At 44.8% G+C, this 20,598-nt stretch carries 23 protein-coding genes (1 of these 23 only partly in view); 20 read left to right on the top strand and 3 right to left on the bottom strand.

Translation table 11 applies throughout. From position 1 onward, the window contains the following. The 13 genes from rsgA to IGI73_RS15840 all read left to right on the top strand — a co-directional run. Positions 1-371: the 3' portion of a ribosome small subunit-dependent GTPase A gene (gene rsgA / locus IGI73_RS15900; protein ID WP_213357248.1), read on the top strand. 514 nt of this gene lie to the left of the window's left edge; only the last 371 of its 885 coding nucleotides appear in the window; its start codon lies off the left edge, out of view; the stop codon is at positions 369-371. 9 nt (positions 372-380) lie between these two features. Beyond that, positions 381-1,034 (top strand): ribulose-phosphate 3-epimerase, encoded by a 654-nt coding sequence (rpe, locus tag IGI73_RS15895; RefSeq protein ID WP_015510634.1) that lies wholly within the window; start codon positions 381-383, stop codon positions 1,032-1,034. Next, positions 1,035-1,667, top strand: a complete 633-nt coding sequence (locus IGI73_RS15890; protein ID WP_005230235.1) for a thiamine diphosphokinase — start codon at positions 1,035-1,037, stop codon at positions 1,665-1,667. A gap of 142 nt (positions 1,668-1,809) precedes the next feature. Continuing rightward, the gene (mreC, locus tag IGI73_RS15885) at positions 1,810-2,667 is read left to right on the top strand and encodes a rod shape-determining protein MreC (protein ID WP_034869542.1); all 858 of its coding nucleotides are present in this window, start codon (positions 1,810-1,812) and stop codon (positions 2,665-2,667) included. A 2-nt stretch (positions 2,668-2,669) separates the two neighbouring features. After that, positions 2,670-3,179, top strand: a complete 510-nt coding sequence (mreD, locus tag IGI73_RS15880) for a rod shape-determining protein MreD (protein WP_005230239.1) — start codon at positions 2,670-2,672, stop codon at positions 3,177-3,179. 184 nt (positions 3,180-3,363) lie between these two features. Then, positions 3,364-4,728, top strand: a complete 1,365-nt coding sequence (locus IGI73_RS15875; protein WP_438759283.1) for a C40 family peptidase — start codon at positions 3,364-3,366, stop codon at positions 4,726-4,728. Between the two features lie 69 nt (positions 4,729-4,797). Next, positions 4,798-6,546: a PTS sugar transporter gene (locus IGI73_RS15870; RefSeq protein ID WP_428207266.1), complete on the top strand. Its 1,749-nt coding sequence runs from the start codon at positions 4,798-4,800 to the stop codon at positions 6,544-6,546. Continuing rightward, positions 6,527-8,557: a BglG family transcription antiterminator gene (locus tag IGI73_RS15865; RefSeq protein ID WP_005230244.1), complete on the top strand. Its 2,031-nt coding sequence runs from the start codon at positions 6,527-6,529 to the stop codon at positions 8,555-8,557. The genes IGI73_RS15870 and IGI73_RS15865 overlap by 20 nt, the downstream gene beginning before the upstream one ends. A gap of 12 nt (positions 8,558-8,569) precedes the next feature. Beyond that, positions 8,570-9,004: a PTS sugar transporter subunit IIA gene (locus tag IGI73_RS15860; RefSeq protein WP_016608323.1), complete on the top strand. Its 435-nt coding sequence runs from the start codon at positions 8,570-8,572 to the stop codon at positions 9,002-9,004. A 314-nt stretch (positions 9,005-9,318) separates the two neighbouring features. Then, positions 9,319-11,091: a PTS mannitol transporter subunit IICBA gene (locus tag IGI73_RS15855; RefSeq protein WP_123834680.1), complete on the top strand. Its 1,773-nt coding sequence runs from the start codon at positions 9,319-9,321 to the stop codon at positions 11,089-11,091. A gap of 15 nt (positions 11,092-11,106) precedes the next feature. Further along, positions 11,107-11,544: a PTS sugar transporter subunit IIA gene (locus IGI73_RS15850; protein WP_015510630.1), complete on the top strand. Its 438-nt coding sequence runs from the start codon at positions 11,107-11,109 to the stop codon at positions 11,542-11,544. Between the two features lie 22 nt (positions 11,545-11,566). After that, on the top strand, positions 11,567-12,715 hold the full coding sequence (locus IGI73_RS15845) for a mannitol-1-phosphate 5-dehydrogenase (protein WP_010748851.1): 1,149 nt from the start codon (positions 11,567-11,569) through the stop codon (positions 12,713-12,715). 175 nt (positions 12,716-12,890) lie between these two features. After that, positions 12,891-13,190: a hypothetical protein gene (locus IGI73_RS15840; protein ID WP_015510628.1), complete on the top strand. Its 300-nt coding sequence runs from the start codon at positions 12,891-12,893 to the stop codon at positions 13,188-13,190. 135 nt (positions 13,191-13,325) lie between these two features. Here IGI73_RS15840 and IGI73_RS15835 read toward each other — a convergent pair whose 3' ends face one another. After that, positions 13,326-13,838, bottom strand: coding sequence for a type 1 glutamine amidotransferase domain-containing protein (locus IGI73_RS15835; protein ID WP_142973475.1), 513 nt, complete (start codon positions 13,836-13,838; stop codon positions 13,326-13,328). Positions 13,839-13,962: 124 nt separating this feature from the next. On the opposite strand from IGI73_RS15835, the gene IGI73_RS15830 reads away from it, so the two are divergent. From IGI73_RS15830 to IGI73_RS15820, 3 genes are all read left to right on the top strand, one after another. After that, on the top strand, positions 13,963-14,514 hold the full coding sequence (locus IGI73_RS15830) for a hypothetical protein (RefSeq protein WP_208769730.1): 552 nt from the start codon (positions 13,963-13,965) through the stop codon (positions 14,512-14,514). A gap of 182 nt (positions 14,515-14,696) precedes the next feature. Beyond that, positions 14,697-15,140: a hypothetical protein gene (locus tag IGI73_RS15825; RefSeq protein WP_142973477.1), complete on the top strand. Its 444-nt coding sequence runs from the start codon at positions 14,697-14,699 to the stop codon at positions 15,138-15,140. Positions 15,141-15,148: 8 nt separating this feature from the next. Continuing rightward, complete coding sequence (locus IGI73_RS15820) at positions 15,149-15,904, top strand: DUF6681 family protein (protein ID WP_060791862.1); 756 nt, start codon at positions 15,149-15,151, stop codon at positions 15,902-15,904. Positions 15,905-15,960: 56 nt separating this feature from the next. Here the strand turns inward: IGI73_RS15820 and IGI73_RS15815 are convergent, their stop codons facing one another. Further along, positions 15,961-16,368, bottom strand: a complete 408-nt coding sequence (locus tag IGI73_RS15815; RefSeq protein WP_005230267.1) for an Hsp20/alpha crystallin family protein — start codon at positions 16,366-16,368, stop codon at positions 15,961-15,963. A gap of 174 nt (positions 16,369-16,542) precedes the next feature. Between IGI73_RS15815 and ispE the strand changes: the two genes are divergently transcribed. After that, entirely contained in the window at positions 16,543-17,394 is an 852-nt protein-coding gene (gene ispE, locus IGI73_RS15810) for a 4-(cytidine 5'-diphospho)-2-C-methyl-D-erythritol kinase (RefSeq protein ID WP_074934243.1), read from the top strand. 172 nt (positions 17,395-17,566) lie between these two features. Here ispE and IGI73_RS15805 read toward each other — a convergent pair whose 3' ends face one another. Then, positions 17,567-17,746, bottom strand: a complete 180-nt coding sequence (locus tag IGI73_RS15805) for a hypothetical protein (protein WP_005230269.1) — start codon at positions 17,744-17,746, stop codon at positions 17,567-17,569. A 306-nt stretch (positions 17,747-18,052) separates the two neighbouring features. Here IGI73_RS15805 and IGI73_RS15800 point away from each other — a divergent pair, with 306 nt between their 5' ends. Genes IGI73_RS15800 through IGI73_RS15790 form a run of 3 tightly spaced genes read left to right on the top strand, consistent with a single transcriptional unit; the run spans position 18,053 to position 20,508 of the window. Further along, positions 18,053-19,012, top strand: a complete 960-nt coding sequence (locus tag IGI73_RS15800) for a metal ABC transporter substrate-binding protein (protein WP_034696266.1) — start codon at positions 18,053-18,055, stop codon at positions 19,010-19,012. Positions 19,013-19,024: 12 nt separating this feature from the next. Next, complete coding sequence (locus tag IGI73_RS15795) at positions 19,025-19,705, top strand: metal ABC transporter ATP-binding protein (protein ID WP_005232967.1); 681 nt, start codon at positions 19,025-19,027, stop codon at positions 19,703-19,705. Further along, positions 19,678-20,508 carry a metal ABC transporter permease gene (locus IGI73_RS15790; protein ID WP_034858542.1) on the top strand — a complete coding sequence of 277 codons (831 nt, stop codon included), beginning with the start codon at positions 19,678-19,680 and terminating at the stop codon, positions 20,506-20,508. The genes IGI73_RS15795 and IGI73_RS15790 overlap by 28 nt, the downstream gene beginning before the upstream one ends. Positions 20,509-20,598: the final 90 nt, after the last annotated feature.

Below are 20,598 nucleotides of genomic sequence, written 5' to 3'. Positions count from 1 at the left end.
TGAATCGGATCGTCCCAGAATTGGCATTGGAAACAGGAGTGATCTCAGAATCTCTCGGGCGGGGGAAACATACGACCCGTCATGTGGAGCTCTTGCCGATTTGTGATGGATTGGTTGCCGATACACCAGGATTTAGTTCGATCGACTTTTTGGAAATCGAAGCGGTGGAGTTACCCAAACTATTTCCTGACTTTTTAGCGGTATCTGCCAACTGTCGTTTTAGGGAATGTAGGCACCTTAATGAACCTGATTGTGCAGTTAAGCAGGGGGTTGCAGCAAATGAGATTGCCGAGACTCGTTATAAGAATTACGTGCAATTTTTAGAAGAGATTGAAAACCGACGTCCGGTTTATAAAAAGAAGAAAAAGTGAGGGAAAAGCATGATAAAACTAGCACCATCTATTTTAAGTGCCGATTTTGCAAATCTTCAAAGAGACATTGAGCTGGTAGAGCGCCATGGCGCAGATTATATTCACGTAGACGTGATGGACGGTCATTTCGTCCCTAATATTACCTTAGGCCCAAACATCGTTAAAGCGATTCGCCCAGTTACCAAACTGCCGTTGGATGTTCACCTAATGATCACCGAACCAGAAAAGTATATCCATGCCTTCGCAGAAGCTGGGGCAGATATCATTGGGATCCACGCGGAAGCAACACCTCATATCCATCGTGCGATCCAAATGATTGTGGCAGAAAATGTCAAAGCAGAAATCGTCATCAACCCAGGCACACCAGTATCAGCCATTGAACATGTTTTATCCATGTGTGATCAAGTGTTAGTCATGACGGTCAATCCAGGGTTTGGTGGGCAATCCTTTATTGAAGAATCACTAGAAAAAATTGCGGTACTGGCTGCTTTAAAAGAAGAAAAAGGCTACCATTATGATATCGAGGTAGATGGCGGGATCGTTCCTGAGACAGCCAAACGTTGCCTGGAAGCAGGTGCAAATGTCTTCGTAGCAGGAAGCTATATTTACGATGCCGATGAACCTGCAGCACAAATCAGAGCCTTGAAAGAAGCTTTGCAATAAATGAAGATTTTGTTAGCAGCAGGGGGGCGCCCTGAAAATTGGCCACCGCTGATGACGTATGACAAATACATTGGGATTGATCGCGGGGCATTGTTTTTGCTTCAGCACCAACGGCCAGTCGATCTAGCAATCGGTGATTTCGACTCTTTGACCGCAGGCGAACTGCAAGCAGTCAAACAACAAGTCAACACAGTGATCCAAGCGCCTGCTGAAAAAGATGATACAGATACCCAGTTGGCATTGGTGGAGACGTTGCGTCGCTATCCAGAAGCGCAAATCGACTTGATTGGTGCAACAGGAGGACGTCTCGACCATCTTTTAGCCAATCTATGGCTGCCTTTAGAAGATCGGTTTCGTCCATTTGCCCCAAATCTGCGTTTTTTAGATCGTCAAAATGTCGTTCAGTTCTTTTTACCAGGCACCTATCAATTGGAAAAAGAACCCGAGATGCAGTATTTGGCGTACTGCTGTTTGACGCCGGTAACAGATTTGACGTTGACAGGTAGCAAGTATTTATTAGAAAACGTCCAAGTGCCGTACCCAACTTCTTATGCCAGCAATGAATTTCTGACACAAACAGCAGGTTTTTCCTTTAGCAGCGGGATGATAGCAGTCATTCAAAGTTGTGATTAAGAGACGGAACGTCTCTTTTTTTTGTTGAAAATTTCAGAAACTTAATTACAAAAAAAACATTAAGACGGTCAACTTAGCTTTTGTTTGCAGGGTATTAATGGTAAAATTGGAACTACAGTTTGGAATTATTTGAGGTGTCTTTGTGAAAAAGTTTAATCCTAATAAAAATATTATCATCACATTGATTATTGTGATTTTAGTTGTCACCGTATTAAGCGTGACGATCGCCCGCAGAGCTGCGGGAAACTCCACCAATGTTGTGCAATCAACGGTCAATGACTCCGTTGGCTTTATCGATAAAGTGATTACGGCGCCTTTTCGTTGGATCGAAAATGGTGCGAATTCAGTCAAAAACTTGTTTGTGACGTATGAAGAAAATGAACGTTTAAAAGAGAAATTGGACAGTTTTGATGAACTGGAACAAGCGAAGGACAATGCGCAAAGAGAAATCGATGCCTTGAAAGAAGAGCTAGAGCTGAATGCGACCTTGACGAATTATGAACGGATCTCTGCCAATGTCATCAATCGGTCACCTGATACTTGGCAAGATATGCTGATCGTGGATCGAGGCTCAAGAGACGGCGTTGAGGTCAACATGGCGGTCATGTCGCAAAAAGGCTTGATTGGTCGTGTGGTAGAAGTCAATGCGGCTTCTTCTAAAATTGAACTTTTGACTTCTGAAAACCAGAATTCTAACCACTATCCGGTTCGGATCAGCGGCGAAGATGGGTCAAACTTTGGGATTCTAAGTAGTTACGATCAAAAAGAACGTTCCTTGGTCATTACCCAGTTGACAGGGGACAATGAGCTGAAGGAAGGCGATGTCGTGCAGACCTCTGGATTAGGCGGAAACTCGCCTGCCGACTTAGCGATCGGAACAGTGATCCGTACCACCAAAGATGAGTTTGGTCTTGATACCCAAGTGTTTGTAAAACCGTATGCCCAAATGTATGATATTCAAGCAGTAACGATTATCAAACGCTTGGCAGGTGAGGAATAGCCATGAAAAAGCATGACTACATCAAATACCTGGCAGCGGGCGTCTTCTTTTTGATGATGTTGGCAGATGGACAACTGACGCGTTTTTTGGAAAAATGGACCCAAGACAATTATATCGCCAGTGCGCATCTTTTATTGATCGCCCTTTTATGTGGCGCGAAGTATTTGCCGAAAAACTTTTTGATCACCACGGCGCTTGTGATCGGCTGCCTCTATGACGTGTATTATGTCGGTGTGATCGGCATCTACACGGTGGCGTTTCCCTTGATCGTGTGGATCATGTATATTTTGAAAAATACGCTTTATCAAAATGTATTTACCATGTTTTTCGGAATGATCATCTTTGTTACAAGCTTAGAAGTTGTGACGCTGGGCGTCCAGTTGCTATTTAAGATCGCCTCAGTTAGCACGTCATTCTTTGTTTCCCGCTTTCTAGCACCAACGCTTTTATTGAACATCATTTTGTTTATCCTTTTAGTCGTTCCATTCATGAAGCTATTCAAAGACGAATAGCTTCATTTTTTTTGCGTTTGACTGTATAAAAATAACAGCGATTGAAATGTTTTTGTAATATTCCTTTTATCTCTCTGACATACGGCTGTGTTACAATCACACTATCGTGAAGGACTTTAGGTATTCTTAAGCATTTATACATAAAAAAACCATATTAGGGGAAGCAACAGCCGGAGGAATGAAAGTGAAAAAGCGAATTTTATCTTTATTGTTAGTAAGTTCAATTGTTCTTACTTCTGCAGCAGCACCGACACTTGTCTTTGCATCAGATTTTGACAATAAAATTGAAGAAAAAAATAAAGAGATCTCTGACTTGCAAAACCAGCAAGCGAGCATCCAGTCACAAGTAGCAGCACTTGAGAGCGACGTGGCAGCAATCAATGAAAAAGCCCAAACTTTGTTGCAACAACAAGGTGATTTGCGTGCGGATTCTGAAAAGTTGAAGCAAGAAATTGCTGATTTGAAAGTCAGAATCGAAAAGCGTGAAGAAGCGATCCAAAAACAAGCCCGTGACGTTCAAGTCAATGGTCAAAGCACGAACTTTATTGATGCAGTATTAGAAGCTGACTCTTTAACAGATGCTATTGGCCGTGTGCAAGCAATGACGACGATCGTCAATGCTAACAAAGATCTTGTGGATCAACAAAAGGCAGACCAAGAAGCAGTTGAAGCGAAAAAAGCGGAAAACGACGATAAATTGGCAGAAATCGCAGCGAACCAATTTGAGCTAGAAACACAATTAGGGGATCTACAAGCCAAACAAGCCGATTTAAATGTTTTGCAAGCGGAATTGGCTGTTCAACAAGCATCTAAAGAAGATGAAAAAGCTGATTTAGAAAAACAAAAAGAAGAATATGAAGCAGAACAAGCACGCATCGCTGCAGAAGAAGCGGCGGCGGCAGCAGCTCGTGAACAAGCAGCACAAGAAGCAGCGGCTCAAGAAGCGGCAGCAGCTGAAGCAGCTACTCAGGAAGCAGCAGCGTCTAGTGACTCTTCAACATCAAATTCAACAACACCAAGCGCTACAACAAATTCTAGTTCTACGACTAATAACACACAAGGAGATTCATCACAAGGTGGCGGTTCAACAAATACGACACCATCGACTCCTGCCAACAATAACAATAGCAATAACAACCAAGGATCGAACAATAGCGGCAATGGTGCAAGCAATACTCCTGCACCCGCACAAACGGTCAACAGTTCAGCAATCGTAGCAGAAGCAATGAAATACATTGGTACTCCTTATGTATGGGGTGGTACGACACCAGACGGCTTTGACTGTTCTGGCTTTACACAATATGTATTTGCTAAAGTTGGGATCTCATTACCACGGGTAACTTACGCACAAGAATTTTCTGGTACGGTGATCTCGATCAATGAAGCAAAAGCTGGTGACTTGTTATTCTGGGGTAGCCGCGGAAGCACACACCACGTGGCGATCGCTATGGGTAACGGACAATACGTTCATGCACCAACACCAGGTCAAAATGTTTCTGTTAGCAGTTACTCTTATTACTCACCAGATTTCGCGGTACGCGTAAACTAAATCAATTGAAGCTATTTCAAAAGCTGGCGTTTTACGTCAGCTTTTTTTGATTTCTGTTTTAAAAAACGTATGCTTTTTTTGTTTTCAGTCTTGCCAGAACATCTTATAATAGAGAAGAGAAAGGAAGCGGATAAAATGAACAAGACCTCGTCTTCCAGAGAAAAAATGATAACGGTTAAGTTTTATACGAATTATCTTTCTCGCATGATGATGCCGAATTTAAGTATTTTTATTGCGTGGATGCTGATTTCATTCCTGCTGCCTTTTTTCTCAGTCGATCAACAAGTGATCCAGCAAATGGAACAAGGGGTCTTGACTGTGCTGCTGCCCCTCATGATCGCCTATACAGGTGGGCAGATGTTGGCGCCTGAACGAGGTGGGGTCGTAGGAGCAGTGGCGGTCTTAGGGGCTATTCTCGCAACCGATATTCCCCAGGTCTTTGGGGCGATGCTGCTGGGGCCGCTAGCGGGCTGGCTATTGTACCGCAGTGATTCGATCGTGAGCAAAGTCAAAAGTGGCTATGAGATGCTGGTGCGCAATTTTATTGCAGGTGCGTTTGGCGGACTCCTCTTTTTAGGCAGTTACTTCCTATTGGCGCCGCTTTTTAATTGGTTCAGTCTCGGCAGCTATCAGCTGGTTGATTATTTTGTTCAGCAAAACGTCTTGCCCTTTATCCATATCATTGTAGAACCATTGAAGGTTTTGTTTTTTAATAATATTGTCAACCATGGTCTATTTACACCGCTAGGGATCGAAGCAGCGGCACTCAATGGTCAGTCGGTTTTATTTTTGATCGAGGCCAACCCCGGTCCAGGATTAGGGGTCTTAGCGGCGTATCTTTTTTTTGGTTCAAAGCGAAACCGAACGAATGCCGCAGCATCCGTTTTTGTGCAGGCTATTGGTGGGATTCATGAAGTGTATTTCCCGTTTGTTCTGCTCGATCCTTGGGTGTTGCTCGGTCCGATCGTTGGTGGTTTCAGTGGCACGCTGATCTTCCAATTTTTAGGGGTAGGCTTAAGAGCGCCTGCGTCTCCGGGCTCGATCTTAGCGATTTTACTCAATACACCGCCGTCTATGATCCTAGGTGTCTTAGCTGGGATTATCGTCAGTACGGTCGTATCGTTTGCGATCGCTAGTGTGCTGTTAAAACGGAAGTCCAATACAGAAAATGAGGAGCGTAAGATGCCGAAAATGAAGAAAGTCACGGAGATCGTCGTGGCCTGTGACGCAGGGATGGGGTCCAGTGCGATTGGTGCCAGCATACTAAAAAAACAGTTACAAGAAGCCCAGCTAACGTTTCCTGTCCGCTATCAATCGATTTATCGTGTGATCGATGATCCCGCGCTTTTGGTGATCACCCAACGGGAATTAGCAGCTATTGCCCAAAAGCAGACACCACACGCACAGCATTATGTGATAGATAATTTTTTGGCGGCTGATGAGTATGCCCCGCTGATCCGAGAATTACAAAGAAGAGAACAGGATCCGCAAAAATCGCTGCAAACCGAGGCAGCAAGTTCGTTAGGATTTTCAACGATCATCTTTTTGTATACTGGAAAAAAACGCGGTTCACAAACGATGGCAGTGGAGATACTAAGCAAAATGGCCCGCCAACAAGCGCTGTCTTTGACCATCAAAAAAATGGCGTATGAAGGACAAGCTCTTGACCCTACGGCAATCTATATCCTCCCGAAAGAACTTGCAGAAAAGTGCCTGATCCCAGATGTTCCTTTGCTGGTGGTGGATGATTTATTGACGACAGATGCGTATCGTCAGTTACTGACAGAAGGAGTCGACTATGTTTTTGACCAATCGTGAAACACTTTTATTAACGGAATTGATGAATAGTACCGGTCCAGTTTCTTTAGATCGCATGATGCAAGTCTTAAAAGTCAGTAAACGAACGGTGTACCGTGAACTGGCTAATTTAGAAAAATCGCTGGAAACAGTAGGAGCTACCTTAGAGAAGGTCGGTCGTGGTCATTTCCAAATTTTTGCATCAGAAACGAGCATTCGCCAATTGCAAGAAGCCATTATGGCAGATACCGATCAAGAATTCGCGGCTAGTGAGCGACAACATCGTATTTTGCTGCAACTGACTACCGCCACGAAACCTGTATCTAGTCATTTCTTCTTGGATCGCTACCAAATCAGCAATACGACGTTTTTTTCAGATATCAAACAGCTAGAAGAAAGTCTCGCACGGCTGCCGTTAAGGATCGTGCGCAATCAAGGGTATGAGATCGAAGGCTCCGAAAAATATCGGCGGTTGATCACAGCCAATACACTAGTGATGGAGATCAATGAGTACCAATTTTTCCATTTACTGGAAACCGATGATGAAGCCCCGTTTATTTTTCAATTTCTGTCCCGTGACCATCTATTGCTAGCCCAGCGGCTGATTCGAGAAACCATCGAGCCGCAGTTCAAGGAACTTAGTGACCGCAAATTGGCGTTTATCGTCTTGATGCTGGCGCTAGCCATGGATCGGGTAGCTTTGGGCTACACGGTGGAAGAAGAGACGTACCCAAGTCAGATCAACAAAGACTTGCTGAAGGTGGCGAAAAAGATTTTTGCTCAGATCGCCGAAAAGACGAAACTGCTTTATTCCATCAACGAAATCGTCTTTTTTGCCGTGTTACTAGGTGATTTTGCTAATTCCTTTGATCGTGATTTTTTTGATGACAATTTTGATACTGACTTGGCTTATCGTGTGAAACGCTTGATCGAATTGGTCAGTGAGCAAACGGAAGTGGCGTTTTATGAAGATACGAACTTGTATAAAATGCTGCTGACCCATATCTCAGGAGTGATGACGCGGGCGATTTTAGAAGAAGATCATTTGAACAACCCTATCCTAGAAAAAATCATGAACCAGTATGTCGAGATCGCCAGCGGGATTCGCAATCATCTGCCACAGGTCTTTCCGCAGCAGCAGTTCTCGGAAGAAGAAATCGCCTATATGGTCCTGCATTTTGCCAATTCGTTGGAAAAAAATCCGAAAGTGTTAGAAGTCAATATTGCAGGGATCTCTCCTAGCGGATTAGCCTCCATCAGTTTATTAGAGATGCAGCTGCGGAAACATTTTCCCTTTATCAATCAAATCACCTTCTTTCGAGTGGGAGATGTCAAACGGGAAAATATCGAGGAGACCTATGACTTGGTGATCTCGACTTCCTTGCTGCCAGGGTATCAAGGAGAGTACAAACTCGTTTCACCGATCCTGCTAGAAGAAGACATTCAAGAGTTGAAGAAGGCCTTCCAAGCCATTAGTCAGAAAAAACGTTCCGCAAAAAAAGCACCCTCTGCTTTGGTCAAAGAGGAATCCTATGAAGCGGTCTTGGCTTTTATCGAAGCCATTAACCAGCTATTGGCGCTGTTTCAAGTGCAAGCCATTGATAACCCAGCGGACTTGGAAGAAACGTTGCAGCTGGTGCTGACGTCTTTTGATGAACATGTTGTTTTGGATCGTGAGAAAGTCGTTGATCGTCTCTTACGGCGCTACTTCCAAGCGCCAGTGGGCATTCCTGACACTCACTTTGCCTTGTTTCACGCGGCGAGCTCGGCGATCCTGCAACCAGTTTTTCGTATTTTCGACTTGAAACAGCCTTTGCCCCTTTTAGCGATGGATAAAAAAGAAATCGCTGTCACCCGTTTATTAGTCATGCTGGCGCCGTATCCTATCAATGAAACAAGCTCTCAGATGTTAGGAAAAATCAGTGGTTCGATCATTATGAATGATCTAAATACGGAGATTTTTAATTCGGGCAATGATTCGATTATTTATCAGTTGCTCTCTTCGCTCTTGATTGAAGAAGTAAAACAATAGGAGGGATCAGCGATGTATATTCCACAGGAGCGGATTTTGTTGGATCAACACTTTACCGATGCCACAGAGGCTCTGACAAAAATTGGCGAGTACTTAGTCAACCAGGAGATCGTTTCCTTGCCCTATGTCAAAAGCCTTTTGCGTCGCCATCAAAAAGCAGGTGTTTACATCGGCAACTTTGTGGCATTGCCCCATGCGGAAGAAGAAGCCCAGCAATGGATCAAGGAAGAAGGACTCTTTTTGATCCAAGTGCCTGATGGCGTTGACTTCGGCACGAAGGAGCAGCCCAAAATCGCTACGATCCTTTTCGTAGTCGTCCTAAAAGAGCAGCAATTAGCTGTTTTGCAAGAAATCGCCTTTTTTTGTTCTGATATGCAGAATGTTCGGGCGCTTAGTGATGCCGAATCGGTTGAAGAGATCCAACAGATTTTGCTGGCAGAAGAATAAGCGATCAGCAGCAGGCTGGCTTGCAACAAGAGCAGCGAACGAAATAAATGAATGAGCTGCCTCCGTGTACTTGCTCTTTCTACCTTGTGTAGAAGGAGTGAGTACACGTTTTTTTTTTGCGTTTTGGCAAAATCCAAAAAAATGCTCCACGTGAAACATAACAAAAATAAGCGAGTGCAGGGGCTGCTCGCCTTTTTTTGTTCTATCCGTTTGGCTACAAGTTTTGGCACAGTTTTTTGTGCCAAAGTACGACTTTCGAGCTTTTTGGGAAGCGCCTACAATAAGGGTGTAAGCAGACGAGAGGAGAGAAAAAAATGGAACAGACACAAAAAGCAGCCAAATCATCAGTCAAAGCAAAAGTTCAAAAATTAGGCAGTACGTTGTCGAGTATGGTGATGCCGAATATCGGCGCATTGATTGCATGGGGTGTATTAACGGCATTATTTATTCCAGATGGGTATTTACCAAATGAAGCCTTTGCAACGATGGTCGGTCCAATGCTAACGTATTTGATCCCAATCTTGATCGGGTATACTGGCGGGAAAGTGATTGCTGGTGACCGCGGAGCCGTGGTTGGGGCGATCGCAACGATGGGGGTCATCGTCGGAACGGATATCCCAATGCTATTGGGTGCAATGATCATGGGTCCTTTAGGCGGTTGGGTCATCAAGAAATTTGACGAGATCTTCCAAGACAAAGTTCGCGCTGGCTTTGAAATGTTGGTCAACAACTTTTCATCAGGTTTGATCGGTTTTGCTTTAGCATTACTGGGCTTTGTAGCAATCGGGCCAGTTGTTAACACCTTGACAGAAGCAATGGCAGCAGGGGTCGAAGTGATCGTCAATGCCCACTTGATTCCATTAGCCAATATCTTTATTGAACCAGCAAAAATCTTGTTCTTAAACAATGCTATCAACCATGGAATTTTGACACCATTAGGTACTGAGCAAGTCAGCGAATTTGGGAAATCGATCCTTTACTTATTAGAAGCCAATCCTGGACCTGGTTTAGGAGTCTTGCTAGCCTTCACTTTCTTCGGAAAAGGAGCAGCGAAATCTTCGGCACCTGGAGCGATCATCATTCACTTTATCGGTGGGATCCATGAGATCTACTTCCCATACGTCATGATGAAACCATTGATGTTCTTAGCAGTGATTGCCGGCGGTGTATCAGGAAGCTTTACCTTCCAATTACTAGGTGCAGGCTTACGGGCACCTGCTTCACCAGGTTCGATCATTGCGATCTTAGCAATGACGCCATTCAACTCAGTGATGAGTGTCGTTTCTGTCTTAGCCGGAATTGCCGTAGGAGCAGGCGTGTCCTTTATCGTCGCTGCCGCGATCTTGAAAGCGGATGCGAAGGATACGGTGGATAATTTTGAAGAAAAAGTACAACAAACGCAAGCAGCAAAACTCAGCTCAAAAGGCTTGGCGGCTCAACCAATGACTGGCATCAATCGTATCATCTTCGCATGTGATGCAGGCATGGGTTCCAGTGCTATGGGGGCATCGATCTTACGTAAAAAAGTCAAAGAAGCGGGTCTTCCACAAAATGTTTCTAATTCCGCCATCAATAATTTAACGGATGATGCCAATACGCTGATCGTCACTCAAGAAGAATTGCAAGAACGTGCCAAACAAAAAGCGCCAAATGCGACCTTCGTCGCGGTTGAAAATTTCCTGAACTCTCCACGGTACGATGAAATCGTAGCCACATTGTCAGGGACTAAGACAGCGGGGGAGACAGCAAAAAAGTCTGAAGCAGGCAACCAGGCAGATGTTCCTTCCGCCAATGACCTTAAGCAAGTCAGTGAAATCATTTTGGCCCACGATGATCGCAAAGGTTCGGCAACGATGGCTCAGAAAGTTTTCCAAGATCTTTTAGCCAAAGAAGCTCTGACGATGCCGATCAGAAAAAGCCATATCAATGATCTCCATGCCAACGCCTCTTCACTGGTGATCACAAAAGAAGCCCTAACGCCGCAAGCGCAAACGTCAGCGCCAGAAGCGATCCACCTATCTGTCAATAATTTGATGGGAACGACGAACTATCAACGGATCGTAGCATCGATCAAAGCAGCAAATTAAGAAAGGATGAGCCGAATGCAAGTATTAGAAAAAGACATGATTGAATTGAACAAACAATTTGCGACCAAAGAAGAAGCCATTCGTTACTGCGGCGAAAAATTGCTGGCGGCAGGCTGTGTGGAAAAAGAATATGTCGATGCCATGCTTGAGCGTGACGAGATGCTCTCAGTCTACATGGGGAACTTTATTGCGATTCCTCACGGCACGGATGAAGCCAAAAAATACGTCAAAAAATCAGGTATCTGTATCGTGCAAGTACCTGATGGCGTGAATTTCGGTACCGCGGACGAAGAAAAAATCGTCACCGTCCTTTTCGGCATCGCGGGCAAAGGGGAAGATCACCTGCAATTGGTCCAACAAATCGCCCTCTTTTGCAGCGATATCGATAACGTTGTCGAATTGGCGGATGCCTTAGATAAAGAAGAAATCGCCCAAAGTTTGACCGTAGCATAAGGATTTAAGGAGGAGACAAGACATGAAGGCAGTTCACTTTGGTGCAGGTAATATTGGTCGCGGCTTTATCGGCGAGATATTGGCTGCCAACAACTTTGAAATCACATTTATTGATGTCAATGAAACGATCATTGACGCCTTAAAAGCAAGACAAGGGTATACCATCGAATTAGCCGATGAGACCCAAGAACAGATCCACATCGAGCATGTGACGGGATTGAACAATGCCAAAGAACCAGAAGCGGTGATCCAAGCGATCGCTGAGGCAGACATCCTTACGACCGCCATTGGTCCCAACATTTTGCCGCATATCGCTGAGCTGATCGCCAAAGGCTTAGAAGCACGTCAGCAACACCCAGACAAGCCAGCCATTGATGTGATCGCCTGTGAGAACATGATCGGCGGATCGACCTTTTTAAAAAGCGAAGTGCAAAAATACGTTGCGGATTGGTCAGCGTTGGAAGCGACGGTTGGTTTTCCAGATGCAGCGGTGGACCGCATCGTACCGTTGCAACACCATGAAGATCCCTTATTCGTTCAAGTAGAACCTTTTTGTGAATGGGTGATCCAAGAGTCAGGGATGAAATCCTCGATCCATCTGCAAGGGGTCCATTATGTGGCGGACCTAGAACCGTATATTGAACGGAAATTATTCAGTGTCAATACGGGTCATGCTACGGTAGCGTACACAGGCGCCCTCCAAGGCTATCAGACGATCGATGAAGCGATGCAGGACCATTTAGTGGTAATTCAATTAAAATCCGTTCTAGAAGAAACTGGGCGGCTTTTAATTGAGAAGTGGGCATTTGATCCCGAAGAACATGAACGGTATATCGAAAAAATCATCCAACGCTTTAAAAACAAGCACATTTCCGATGCTATCACTCGGGTGGCACGGACACCTGTCCGCAAATTAGGGACCGAAGAACGCTTTATCCGACCAGTCCTTGAGTTAGAAAAACGCAACATGCAGCCAGATCATCTCTATGAAACGATTGGCATGATCTTCAACTACAAAGACCCTGAAGATGAGCAAAGCCAACAATTGCAAGCACTTTTGGATGAAAAATCACTACCGGAAGTCATTGCGGAAATCACTGGCTTACAAGATGAAGACATGATTGAAACGATCCGACAAAACATTGAAAAATATGCGTATGTTGCCGCATAAAAACGAGTAACACACAGAACAAGCAGATAAATTGCCGCATCCGTAAAAGCGAGCCCAACAAGCGAGCTTTTGCGGATGTGTTAATTTCTTTCAACGCTTGTTCTGTGTTTTTTTGCTCACCGATTGACCTTTGCTACTAACTTGACGATAATAAGAAAAGAAATGAGGGAGAGCGATGGAACGATGGTTTGAAGAAGCCCAGCTTCAAGTAATTGAGTTGCCGATCGAATGGCAGGAAAACCGCCCCGTCTATCGGGCCTTTATCCGTGAATTGCCGACGATCCAAGCAGAAGGAACTTCGCGGCAAGCTGTTTATCGGCAGTTGGCAGAAGCCTATGCGGCTTACCTTGCCCAACTTCGAGAGGCCAATGAGACACAGGAAGAAATGACGTCTTCCTTATTATCGACGGAAGAGTTATTGCGCTACTATGATGGCGAGACTTTCGATGGTTTTGAGCTGCCCTCTGACGAGTAACGGGGAAAGAGCCATTCACTGAAAACTGAAAAGCTACGCAAGAAAAAACCACTCAGCTGCAGCTCGATCGATACGAAGGATCGAACGCTGCAACTGGCGGCTTTTTTTCTCTAAGAAACCAAGTCTTATTCGTGGTTAGTTCAATGCCTCGGTAATGGCTTGATTGAAGGCATCTATATCATCTGGGTTTCGGCTGGTGATCAACCGATAGGTTTCGTCGATCACGACGGGCTCATCTTTGACGGTGGCACCTGCGTAGGCTAAATCTGGTCGCACAGAATCATAAGCCGTCAAGGTCAAATCTTTTGTCAGTCCTGTTTGGATAAACAGTTGTGGGCCGTGGCAAATGGCAAAGACGGGACGATCAGATGTCAAAAAGTCTTTCGTCAATGACACATAGCGCTCATCGGTCCGTAATTGGTCAGGGGAGAAACCGCCTGGGATCAACAAAGCATCAAAACTTGCAGGATCGATCGTATCAATGGTCGCATCGACGGTAAATGTTCCACCTTGTTTGCCTTCGACGGTCTCGGCGCCTTCATTACTAATAACGACTACTTCGTGTCCAGCCGCTTCCAGTGCTTCTTTTGGTGACGTCAACTCAACATCTTCAACTAGATCAGTGACAATAACAGCAACTTTACTCATTCGATCTCCTCCTTATTACTTGATGAACAATTTGTTCACCTGCTATTATTTATGCTAACGAAGATTTTCGCTGTTGACAAATCATCTGTTTGTCCGCAGCTTGAAAAAGAAAGAAGGCAACGCCATGGCAACGATCCAACTATTTATCTCTGATACCCCCCTTTGCTTTGAAAAAGCGGAATTCACTTTTATGGAAGAATCATTTGTCATCGAGAAACAGCAATTATTTGAAAAAGTTGATGCAGTGATGCATCAAGAGGTATCCTCGGCCTTGGTTTCATTGGTAGAAAAAGCCCTTTTGACGCTAGAAGCGATCGGGGAAGAAGAGGATTATTTCGACCTGCTTTATTTGACCTATGAGAATACCCGCCATTCCCTCAGCGGACAGCAATTACTCGCGCAGCCGTTTCCAGCTGTAGAAGCAGCCTTGCAGCCAGTCTTTGATGAGTTGGCAGAACCGATCGTAGAAAAGTTTTATGAGGAGCTGACCAATCAGCTAGAAGAAGTTGCTGATGATGAACTGTTTAGTTCTTATTATCTGGATGAGGAAGAAGCGGTGATCCAAATCGATGCCCCGATCCAACATGAAGAAGTGATCGCTTTGCCTACCCTTTTACGGGATTACCATGGCACGTTGCACCTGACCTTTGAAAAGTTTTATGAATACCTTGTGTAGCGGCGGCAACTGCCGTCGTTGTTTTTTTGTGAAAACAGTTACATGTTTAGTTTTTTTTAAATCCTGCGACAGAAGCCTCTGGAATCTTGACCCTTTTGTCAGAAACGATTATAAAGGTAAGAAGAGGCTGAAGGAACCGAGGATGCCAATGGGCAACATCGGGTAAGAAAAGGATGAGAATCATGCGAAAAGTCCCGCCTATTTTAAAACCAATTGCACTTTTAACGATATCAACGATCATTGCCACTGCTACCGGCGTGGTGAATTCAGGCAGCTACCGGCAACCAAGTCGTGCGACGGAAACAACAGAGACGACGGAAACGACCGAACAAGCACCAAGTGAAAGCACACCCTCTTCGATGACAGAAGACAGTCAAAATCAGACACCTGCTAGCACGGACTCACAACCGACGAACGATGATCAGCAGACAACACCGTCATCCAGCAGTGAACCAACAACACCAGCAACGACTCCGTCTTCTTCGGTGCCTGCAGAAACGACGCCATCAAGCGATGCCAATGTTTCACCAGCACCATCGGAAAACAATCAGGAAACACCTTCTTCAAGTGAAGAGACCACGCCAGATCCACAAGGGATCATGGATGAGAATCAAGGAAATGAGTAGGTGAGAAAATGACGCTTATTTTAGATTTAATCAACGGCATCCATAAATTTTTGGGCTATCTCGATATCAGTCCTAAATACTTGAACCGTGCCTATACCATCCTCAGTATCATTCCAACGGCGTATATTTTGCGGATCGTCTACGGGATGTTTGCGAACCAAAACTATTTTCAAGCGATCCTTTATACGGTCGGCTTTTTGGTCTTAGTCTACTTCTGGGTACTGAATATCTTCTATTATTTCTTAAACAAAAATATGAAGTTCGATGTCACTCAGGCCTTTGTCAAAGTTTTACCAGACGAAGTCTTCAATATTGAAGGAGAAACCATCAGCACCACTGACATTGATCGTTTGACGACTGAAAAAGCGGTGATCCATTTTGAAGAAGACTATCAGCTGGTATTGGCGAATCATTTGCAGACCTTGATCGCTCAAGAAGAATTGGCGATCAAACCGTCATCCAACGGCTTTACGATCCCGAAAAACACCTTGTATCCTTACTATTTTGTCAAACAGCAAGGGGAAAATGAGTACGCATTGCAGATCGGTACTAGCTACACGGAGATGACGAAAGTCGGCACGATCCAATGGACAGGCAAACAGCCCTTAGAACCAGTGGGCTTATTTATCACTGGCGGTGATTTTGTCAAAAATGATGTAAAATACCATGAACCATACAGTTTGAAATTGTACGTCAAAAAAGAGATTTCTGAAGAAGAACCACAGACCTCAAGACAGGCGTATCGACGACAAGCACGCAAATAAGAAAAGGCAGTTCCCCCAGAGCGTTCTCTGAAGGGACTGCCTTTTTGGTATCTCGGTTATTCGATCGGGATATTTTTTGCGGGTGCATCTTTGTAGCTGGCTTTTGGTAACGTCAGGGTCAAAACGCCGTCTTCAAACACTGCTTTAATGGACTCGTCATCAATGTCTGTGATGGTGAAGGTCCGTTGATAGGCACTGCTAGAGCGTTCTTTGCGCAAATAATGTCCGAAATCCTCCTCGGTTTCCGTGGTCTCTGTTTGAGCCGCTGAAATCGTCAGCGTGTTGTTGACGTAACTGACGCGGATGTTTTCTTTCTTGATGCCGGGTAAATCTGCTTGAACGAGATACTTGTCTTCGTACTCTTTAATGTCCGTATTCATTTGCCGTTCTTGCCAAAAACTGTTCATTAATTTGCCTAATAGTTCTTCGCCGCCTGCGAAATCTCTTGGAATCAAATTTGCCATGTGGTTCCCCCGCTTTCTTTTATCTATTGAGTTGGTACTTCTATTTTACGAGGAACCAAGCCAAAGGGCAACCAAAATGGCAACAATCATAAAAACAAGAGAAATCACTCAACTATCTTATAAGAATCTGCTATGATAGAACTAAATAACTATCAGATGATTGGATGAATGAAGATGGAGATTATTGAAAAAGCGCCAGCTAAGATCAACCTCGGTCTCGATGTGTTAGAGAAAAGAACAGACGGCTACCATGAGTTGGAAATGGTGATGTCTAGTGTTGATCTAGCCGACCGTCTGATAATGGAAGAGATAGCAGAAGATAAGATCATTATAGAAACCAACAAAGCCTTTTTGCCGATCGACAAACGCAATAATGTCTATCAAGCCGCCAGTATCTTAAAAAAACGCTACGGCATAAAAAAAGGCATCCGTATCCGCATCACCAAGAATATCCCGGTGGCAGCTGGGTTAGGTGGGGGCAGTACGGATTGTGCGGCAGCGCTGCGGGGGATGGTTCGCCTCTGGCATTTAGACCTTTCCATGGCAGAGCTGATCGATATTGGTATGGAAGTCGGCACCGATGTTCCCTATTGTCTTTATGGGACCACTTCCCACATTTCAGGAAAAGGGGAGCTGGTGACGCCGCTGCGGCCGATGCCGCAATGTTGGGTCATCTTGGTTAAACCTCGTTTGAGTGTTTCAACGGGGAAAATCTTTCAAGAAGTTGAGCTAGACCAACTGCACCATCCAGATATCGCGGCATTGTCGGCCGCCGTCTTAGCCGAAGATTATCCAGCAATGATCGCTGCCATGGGCAATAGCCTAGAAGCCATCACGATCCCGAAGTATCCGATCGTCCAACAGATCAAAGATCGCATGATGAAATACGGCGCAGATGTTGCCTTGATGACCGGCAGCGGACCGACTGTCTTTGCTCTTTGTCAAAAATATTCGCGGGCACAGCGGGTCTATAATGCCTTAAAAGGATTCTGCGATGAGGTTTATCTTGTACGTACATTGAAATGAATGAGTCAAGGACACAGGCTGAATTCGCCTGTGTTTTTTTGTATGCCTTCTATTTCAATAGTAAAGAAAAAGGCAGCTGAAGTGGGGAAGGAAGCATCTAGAAGCTGCCCTACAAAAAAAGTCCCCGACGAAAATAAGGCGGCGGGGTCTGATTCTTTACGTAAAGCAAAGGCTATTCTTTTTGGTGCTGCTTCTTTGCGGATTTTTTCTTTTTGTCTTCTTCATACAATGGTTTGTCGATCGTTTTGCGGATTTCTTCGGTTTGCTGCGATGCAGGATCTTCTGGTAAGACGATTCGAGTCAACAAGTCGCTGTTGTTTACAGTTGGCGGCACAGTTACAAATTCGTTCATCTTCGTTTCCTCCAAGTGCTTTTAGGTTATTATCCTACATACTCTCTAATTTTTCAAGCTGGTACAGCAGGGGCGCATGGCGAATGGTGTAAAATATGGCTAAGTTCCTGAGAGAAGAATCCGCTTCAAATGAACGTTTTCTCCTATGTTTTCCGATTTATCTCGAAATAAAAGTTTTAAATCGTAAAACGTACGATTTGTCTTGACGAACCGGAAATCATTTGATAGAGTAACTTTTGCTAACAAAACGGAGTTGTTCCGTTTTAAAATAAAAAGAAGAGCCAGCAAATGGAAGGGGAAATCCCGATGAAAAAAATCTTACTTACTACAGCACTCCTTTTAGGGGGCGTGCTTCTTGGCGCTTGTGGGCAGCAAGAAGCGACAAGCCAATCGAGTGACACCGAGAAGCTGTCGATCGTCACGACGTTTTATCCAATGTACGAATTTACGAAAGAAGTCGTAGGCGACGCAGCAGAGGTCTCCTTGTTGATCCCTGCAGGAACCGAACCCCATGACTATGAGCCAAGTGCCAAAGATATGACCAAAATCATGGATGCAGATGCCTTTGTCTACAATAGTCCTGAGCTAGAAACTTGGGTCGCTAGTTTGACGGATTCCGTCGATCCTGAGCAAACAGCCGTGATCGAAGCGGCCAAAAACATTCAGTTGGTGGAAGGCACAGAGGAGGAAGATCATGACGCGCATGATCACGAAAGCGAAGACAGCCATGAAGGCCATGATCATACGTACGATCCTCATGTTTGGACCGACCCAGTCTTAGCGATCCAAGAAGTAGAAACGATCCGCGATGACTTGATTGCGAAGTTTCCTGAGCAAAAGGCAACTTTCACGGAAAATGCAGCTGCCTATATCGAAAAGCTTTCTGCTTTAGATGAAGCCTACCAAGCGGCGTTAAAGGATGCGACCCAACGAACCTTCGTTACGCAGCACGCAGCCTTTGGCTATTTGGCACGGCAGTATGATTTAGTCGAAGAATCGATTTCGGGCATTTCACCCGATCAAGAACCAACACCAAGTCGGTTGGCTGAGCTGAAAGAATATGTAGAAGAAAAACAAGTCAAAGTTATCTATTTTGAAGAAAACGCGTCATCGAAGGTGGCTGAGACCTTAGCGTCTGAAACAGGAGTGGAGCTGGCGGTCTTGAATCCATTAGAAAGCTTGACGCAAGAGCAGATGGATAACGGCGAAACATACCTGTCTGTAATGGAAGACAATTTGGCAGCATTACAAAAAAGTATTCACTAAGGAGGCGCCTGCGTGCGTTATATCGATGTAAAAGATTTGACCTTTTATTATGATGATGAGCCCGTCTTGGAAGACATTTCCTACTTTGTCGAAGACGGCGAATTCGTGATTTTGACTGGCGAAAATGGGGCGGCAAAATCTACTTTGATCAAAGCAACCCTTGGTTTGTTGAAACCTTCTAAAGGAGCAGTCACCTTGGCGACCAAAAATGCTGCTGGTGAAAAATTAAGCATCGGCTACATTCCTCAGCAGATTGCTTCCTTTAACGTCGGGTTCCCCAGCACCGTTTTGGAATTGGTCCAATCGGGCCGCTACCCAAGAGATCGCTGGTTCAAGCGCTTGACGAAACGAGACCATGAACATGTCCGCCGTGCATTAGATGCCGTCGGGATGTGGGACGTGCGTCATAAACGGATCGGCGAGTTGTCCGGTGGCCAAAAGCAGCGGATCAGCTTGGCACGGGTCTTTGCCACGGACCCTGATTTATTTATTTTAGATGAACCGACTACGGGGATGGATGAACAATCTCGCAATCTGTTTTATGAACTGCTACGGCACAATGCTCATGACCACGGCAAGTCGATTTTGATGATCACCCATGATCACGAAGATATCAAAGAATACGCGGACCGTCAGATCCGTTTAGTGCGGAAGGAGGATTCACCATGGCGTTGCTTTCATATGAATTCATGAGAAGAGCTTTTCTTGCGGCGATTTTTATTGCTGGTATCGCACCGATGCTGGGGGTTTTTCTAGTGATTCGGCGACAGTCATTGATGGCTGATACGCTGTCCCATGTCTCTTTAGCAGGGGTGGCACTGGGCTTCTTTCTAAATCTAAATCCGAGTTTGACGACGCTATTGATCGTAGTCATTGCCGCAATCATTTTGGAATACTTGCGATCACTGTACCGCAGTTATTCAGAGATCTCGATCGCCATTTTGATGTCTGGCGGCTTAGCGTTAGCCCTCGTCTTGATGAACCTTAGCGGGGGGAACTCCGCAACGAGTATCCAATCGTATTTGTTTGGGTCGATCGTTACGATCACACAAGAACAAGTCTGGATCTTAGGCTTTTTGTTTTTAGTCGTTTTTGCTTTATTCTTCTTATTCAAACGGCCCATGTACATTTTGACCTTTGATGAAGATACCGCTCATGTCGATGGCTTGCCTGTGCGAGTGATGTCGATGCTCTTTAATGTCTTGACGGGGGTGGCAATCGCCATGATGATCCCGATTGCGGGTGCATTGTTGATCTCTGCGATCATGGTTTTACCAGCTGCCATCAGTATGCGTTTAGGCAAGAGCTTCAATGCCGTGATTTTGATCAGTGTCGTGATCGGCATGATTGGGATGATGTCTGGTTTGACCAGTTCCTTTTATTTGGACACACCACCGGGAGCGACGATCACGCTGGTTTTTATCGCTCTTTTCTTAGTGATCAATTTGATCAAACGCATCGTGATCCTCGTGCAACGAAAACAACGCCTAAAATAAAGGGCTTTATGAAAAAGAAACGAAGAATTTTCGTTTCTTTTTTTTAAACTCTAATCAAAACCGAACAATATAAGCAATATTTTAGATAAT

The sequence above is a fragment of the Enterococcus sp. DIV0755f genome (genome assembly GCF_051713725.1).
Classification (GTDB): Bacteria; Bacillota; Bacilli; order Lactobacillales; family Enterococcaceae; genus Enterococcus_D; species Enterococcus_D casseliflavus.
The sequence above is the reverse complement of the archived record's forward strand: the minus strand, read 5'-3'. Positions and strand labels throughout refer to the sequence as shown.

Bases quoted from the DNA above. Each gene is read 5' to 3' on its own strand.
- rpe (WP_015510634.1), top strand. From the start codon at position 381: ATGATAAAACTAGCACCATCTATTTTAAGTGCCGATTTTGCAAATCTT.
- IGI73_RS15890 (WP_005230235.1), top strand. From the start codon at position 1,035: ATGAAGATTTTGTTAGCAGCAGGGGGGCGCCCTGAAAATTGGCCACCG.
- mreD (WP_005230239.1), top strand. From the start codon at position 2,670: ATGAAAAAGCATGACTACATCAAATACCTGGCAGCGGGCGTCTTCTTT.
- IGI73_RS15870 (WP_428207266.1), top strand. From the start codon at position 4,798: ATGCTTTTTTTGTTTTCAGTCTTGCCAGAACATCTTATAATAGAGAAG.
- IGI73_RS15865 (WP_005230244.1), top strand. From the start codon at position 6,527: ATGTTTTTGACCAATCGTGAAACACTTTTATTAACGGAATTGATGAAT.
- IGI73_RS15860 (WP_016608323.1), top strand. From the start codon at position 8,570: ATGTATATTCCACAGGAGCGGATTTTGTTGGATCAACACTTTACCGAT.
- IGI73_RS15855 (WP_123834680.1), top strand. From the start codon at position 9,319: ATGGAACAGACACAAAAAGCAGCCAAATCATCAGTCAAAGCAAAAGTT.
- IGI73_RS15850 (WP_015510630.1), top strand. From the start codon at position 11,107: ATGCAAGTATTAGAAAAAGACATGATTGAATTGAACAAACAATTTGCG.
- IGI73_RS15845 (WP_010748851.1), top strand. From the start codon at position 11,567: ATGAAGGCAGTTCACTTTGGTGCAGGTAATATTGGTCGCGGCTTTATC.
- IGI73_RS15840 (WP_015510628.1), top strand. From the start codon at position 12,891: ATGGAACGATGGTTTGAAGAAGCCCAGCTTCAAGTAATTGAGTTGCCG.
- IGI73_RS15835 (WP_142973475.1), bottom strand. From the start codon at position 13,838: ATGAGTAAAGTTGCTGTTATTGTCACTGATCTAGTTGAAGATGTTGAG.
- IGI73_RS15830 (WP_208769730.1), top strand. From the start codon at position 13,963: ATGGCAACGATCCAACTATTTATCTCTGATACCCCCCTTTGCTTTGAA.
- IGI73_RS15825 (WP_142973477.1), top strand. From the start codon at position 14,697: ATGCGAAAAGTCCCGCCTATTTTAAAACCAATTGCACTTTTAACGATA.
- IGI73_RS15820 (WP_060791862.1), top strand. From the start codon at position 15,149: ATGACGCTTATTTTAGATTTAATCAACGGCATCCATAAATTTTTGGGC.
- IGI73_RS15815 (WP_005230267.1), bottom strand. From the start codon at position 16,368: ATGGCAAATTTGATTCCAAGAGATTTCGCAGGCGGCGAAGAACTATTA.
- ispE (WP_074934243.1), top strand. From the start codon at position 16,543: ATGGAGATTATTGAAAAAGCGCCAGCTAAGATCAACCTCGGTCTCGAT.
- IGI73_RS15805 (WP_005230269.1), bottom strand. From the start codon at position 17,746: ATGAACGAATTTGTAACTGTGCCGCCAACTGTAAACAACAGCGACTTG.
- IGI73_RS15800 (WP_034696266.1), top strand. From the start codon at position 18,053: ATGAAAAAAATCTTACTTACTACAGCACTCCTTTTAGGGGGCGTGCTT.
- IGI73_RS15790 (WP_034858542.1), top strand. From the start codon at position 19,678: ATGGCGTTGCTTTCATATGAATTCATGAGAAGAGCTTTTCTTGCGGCG.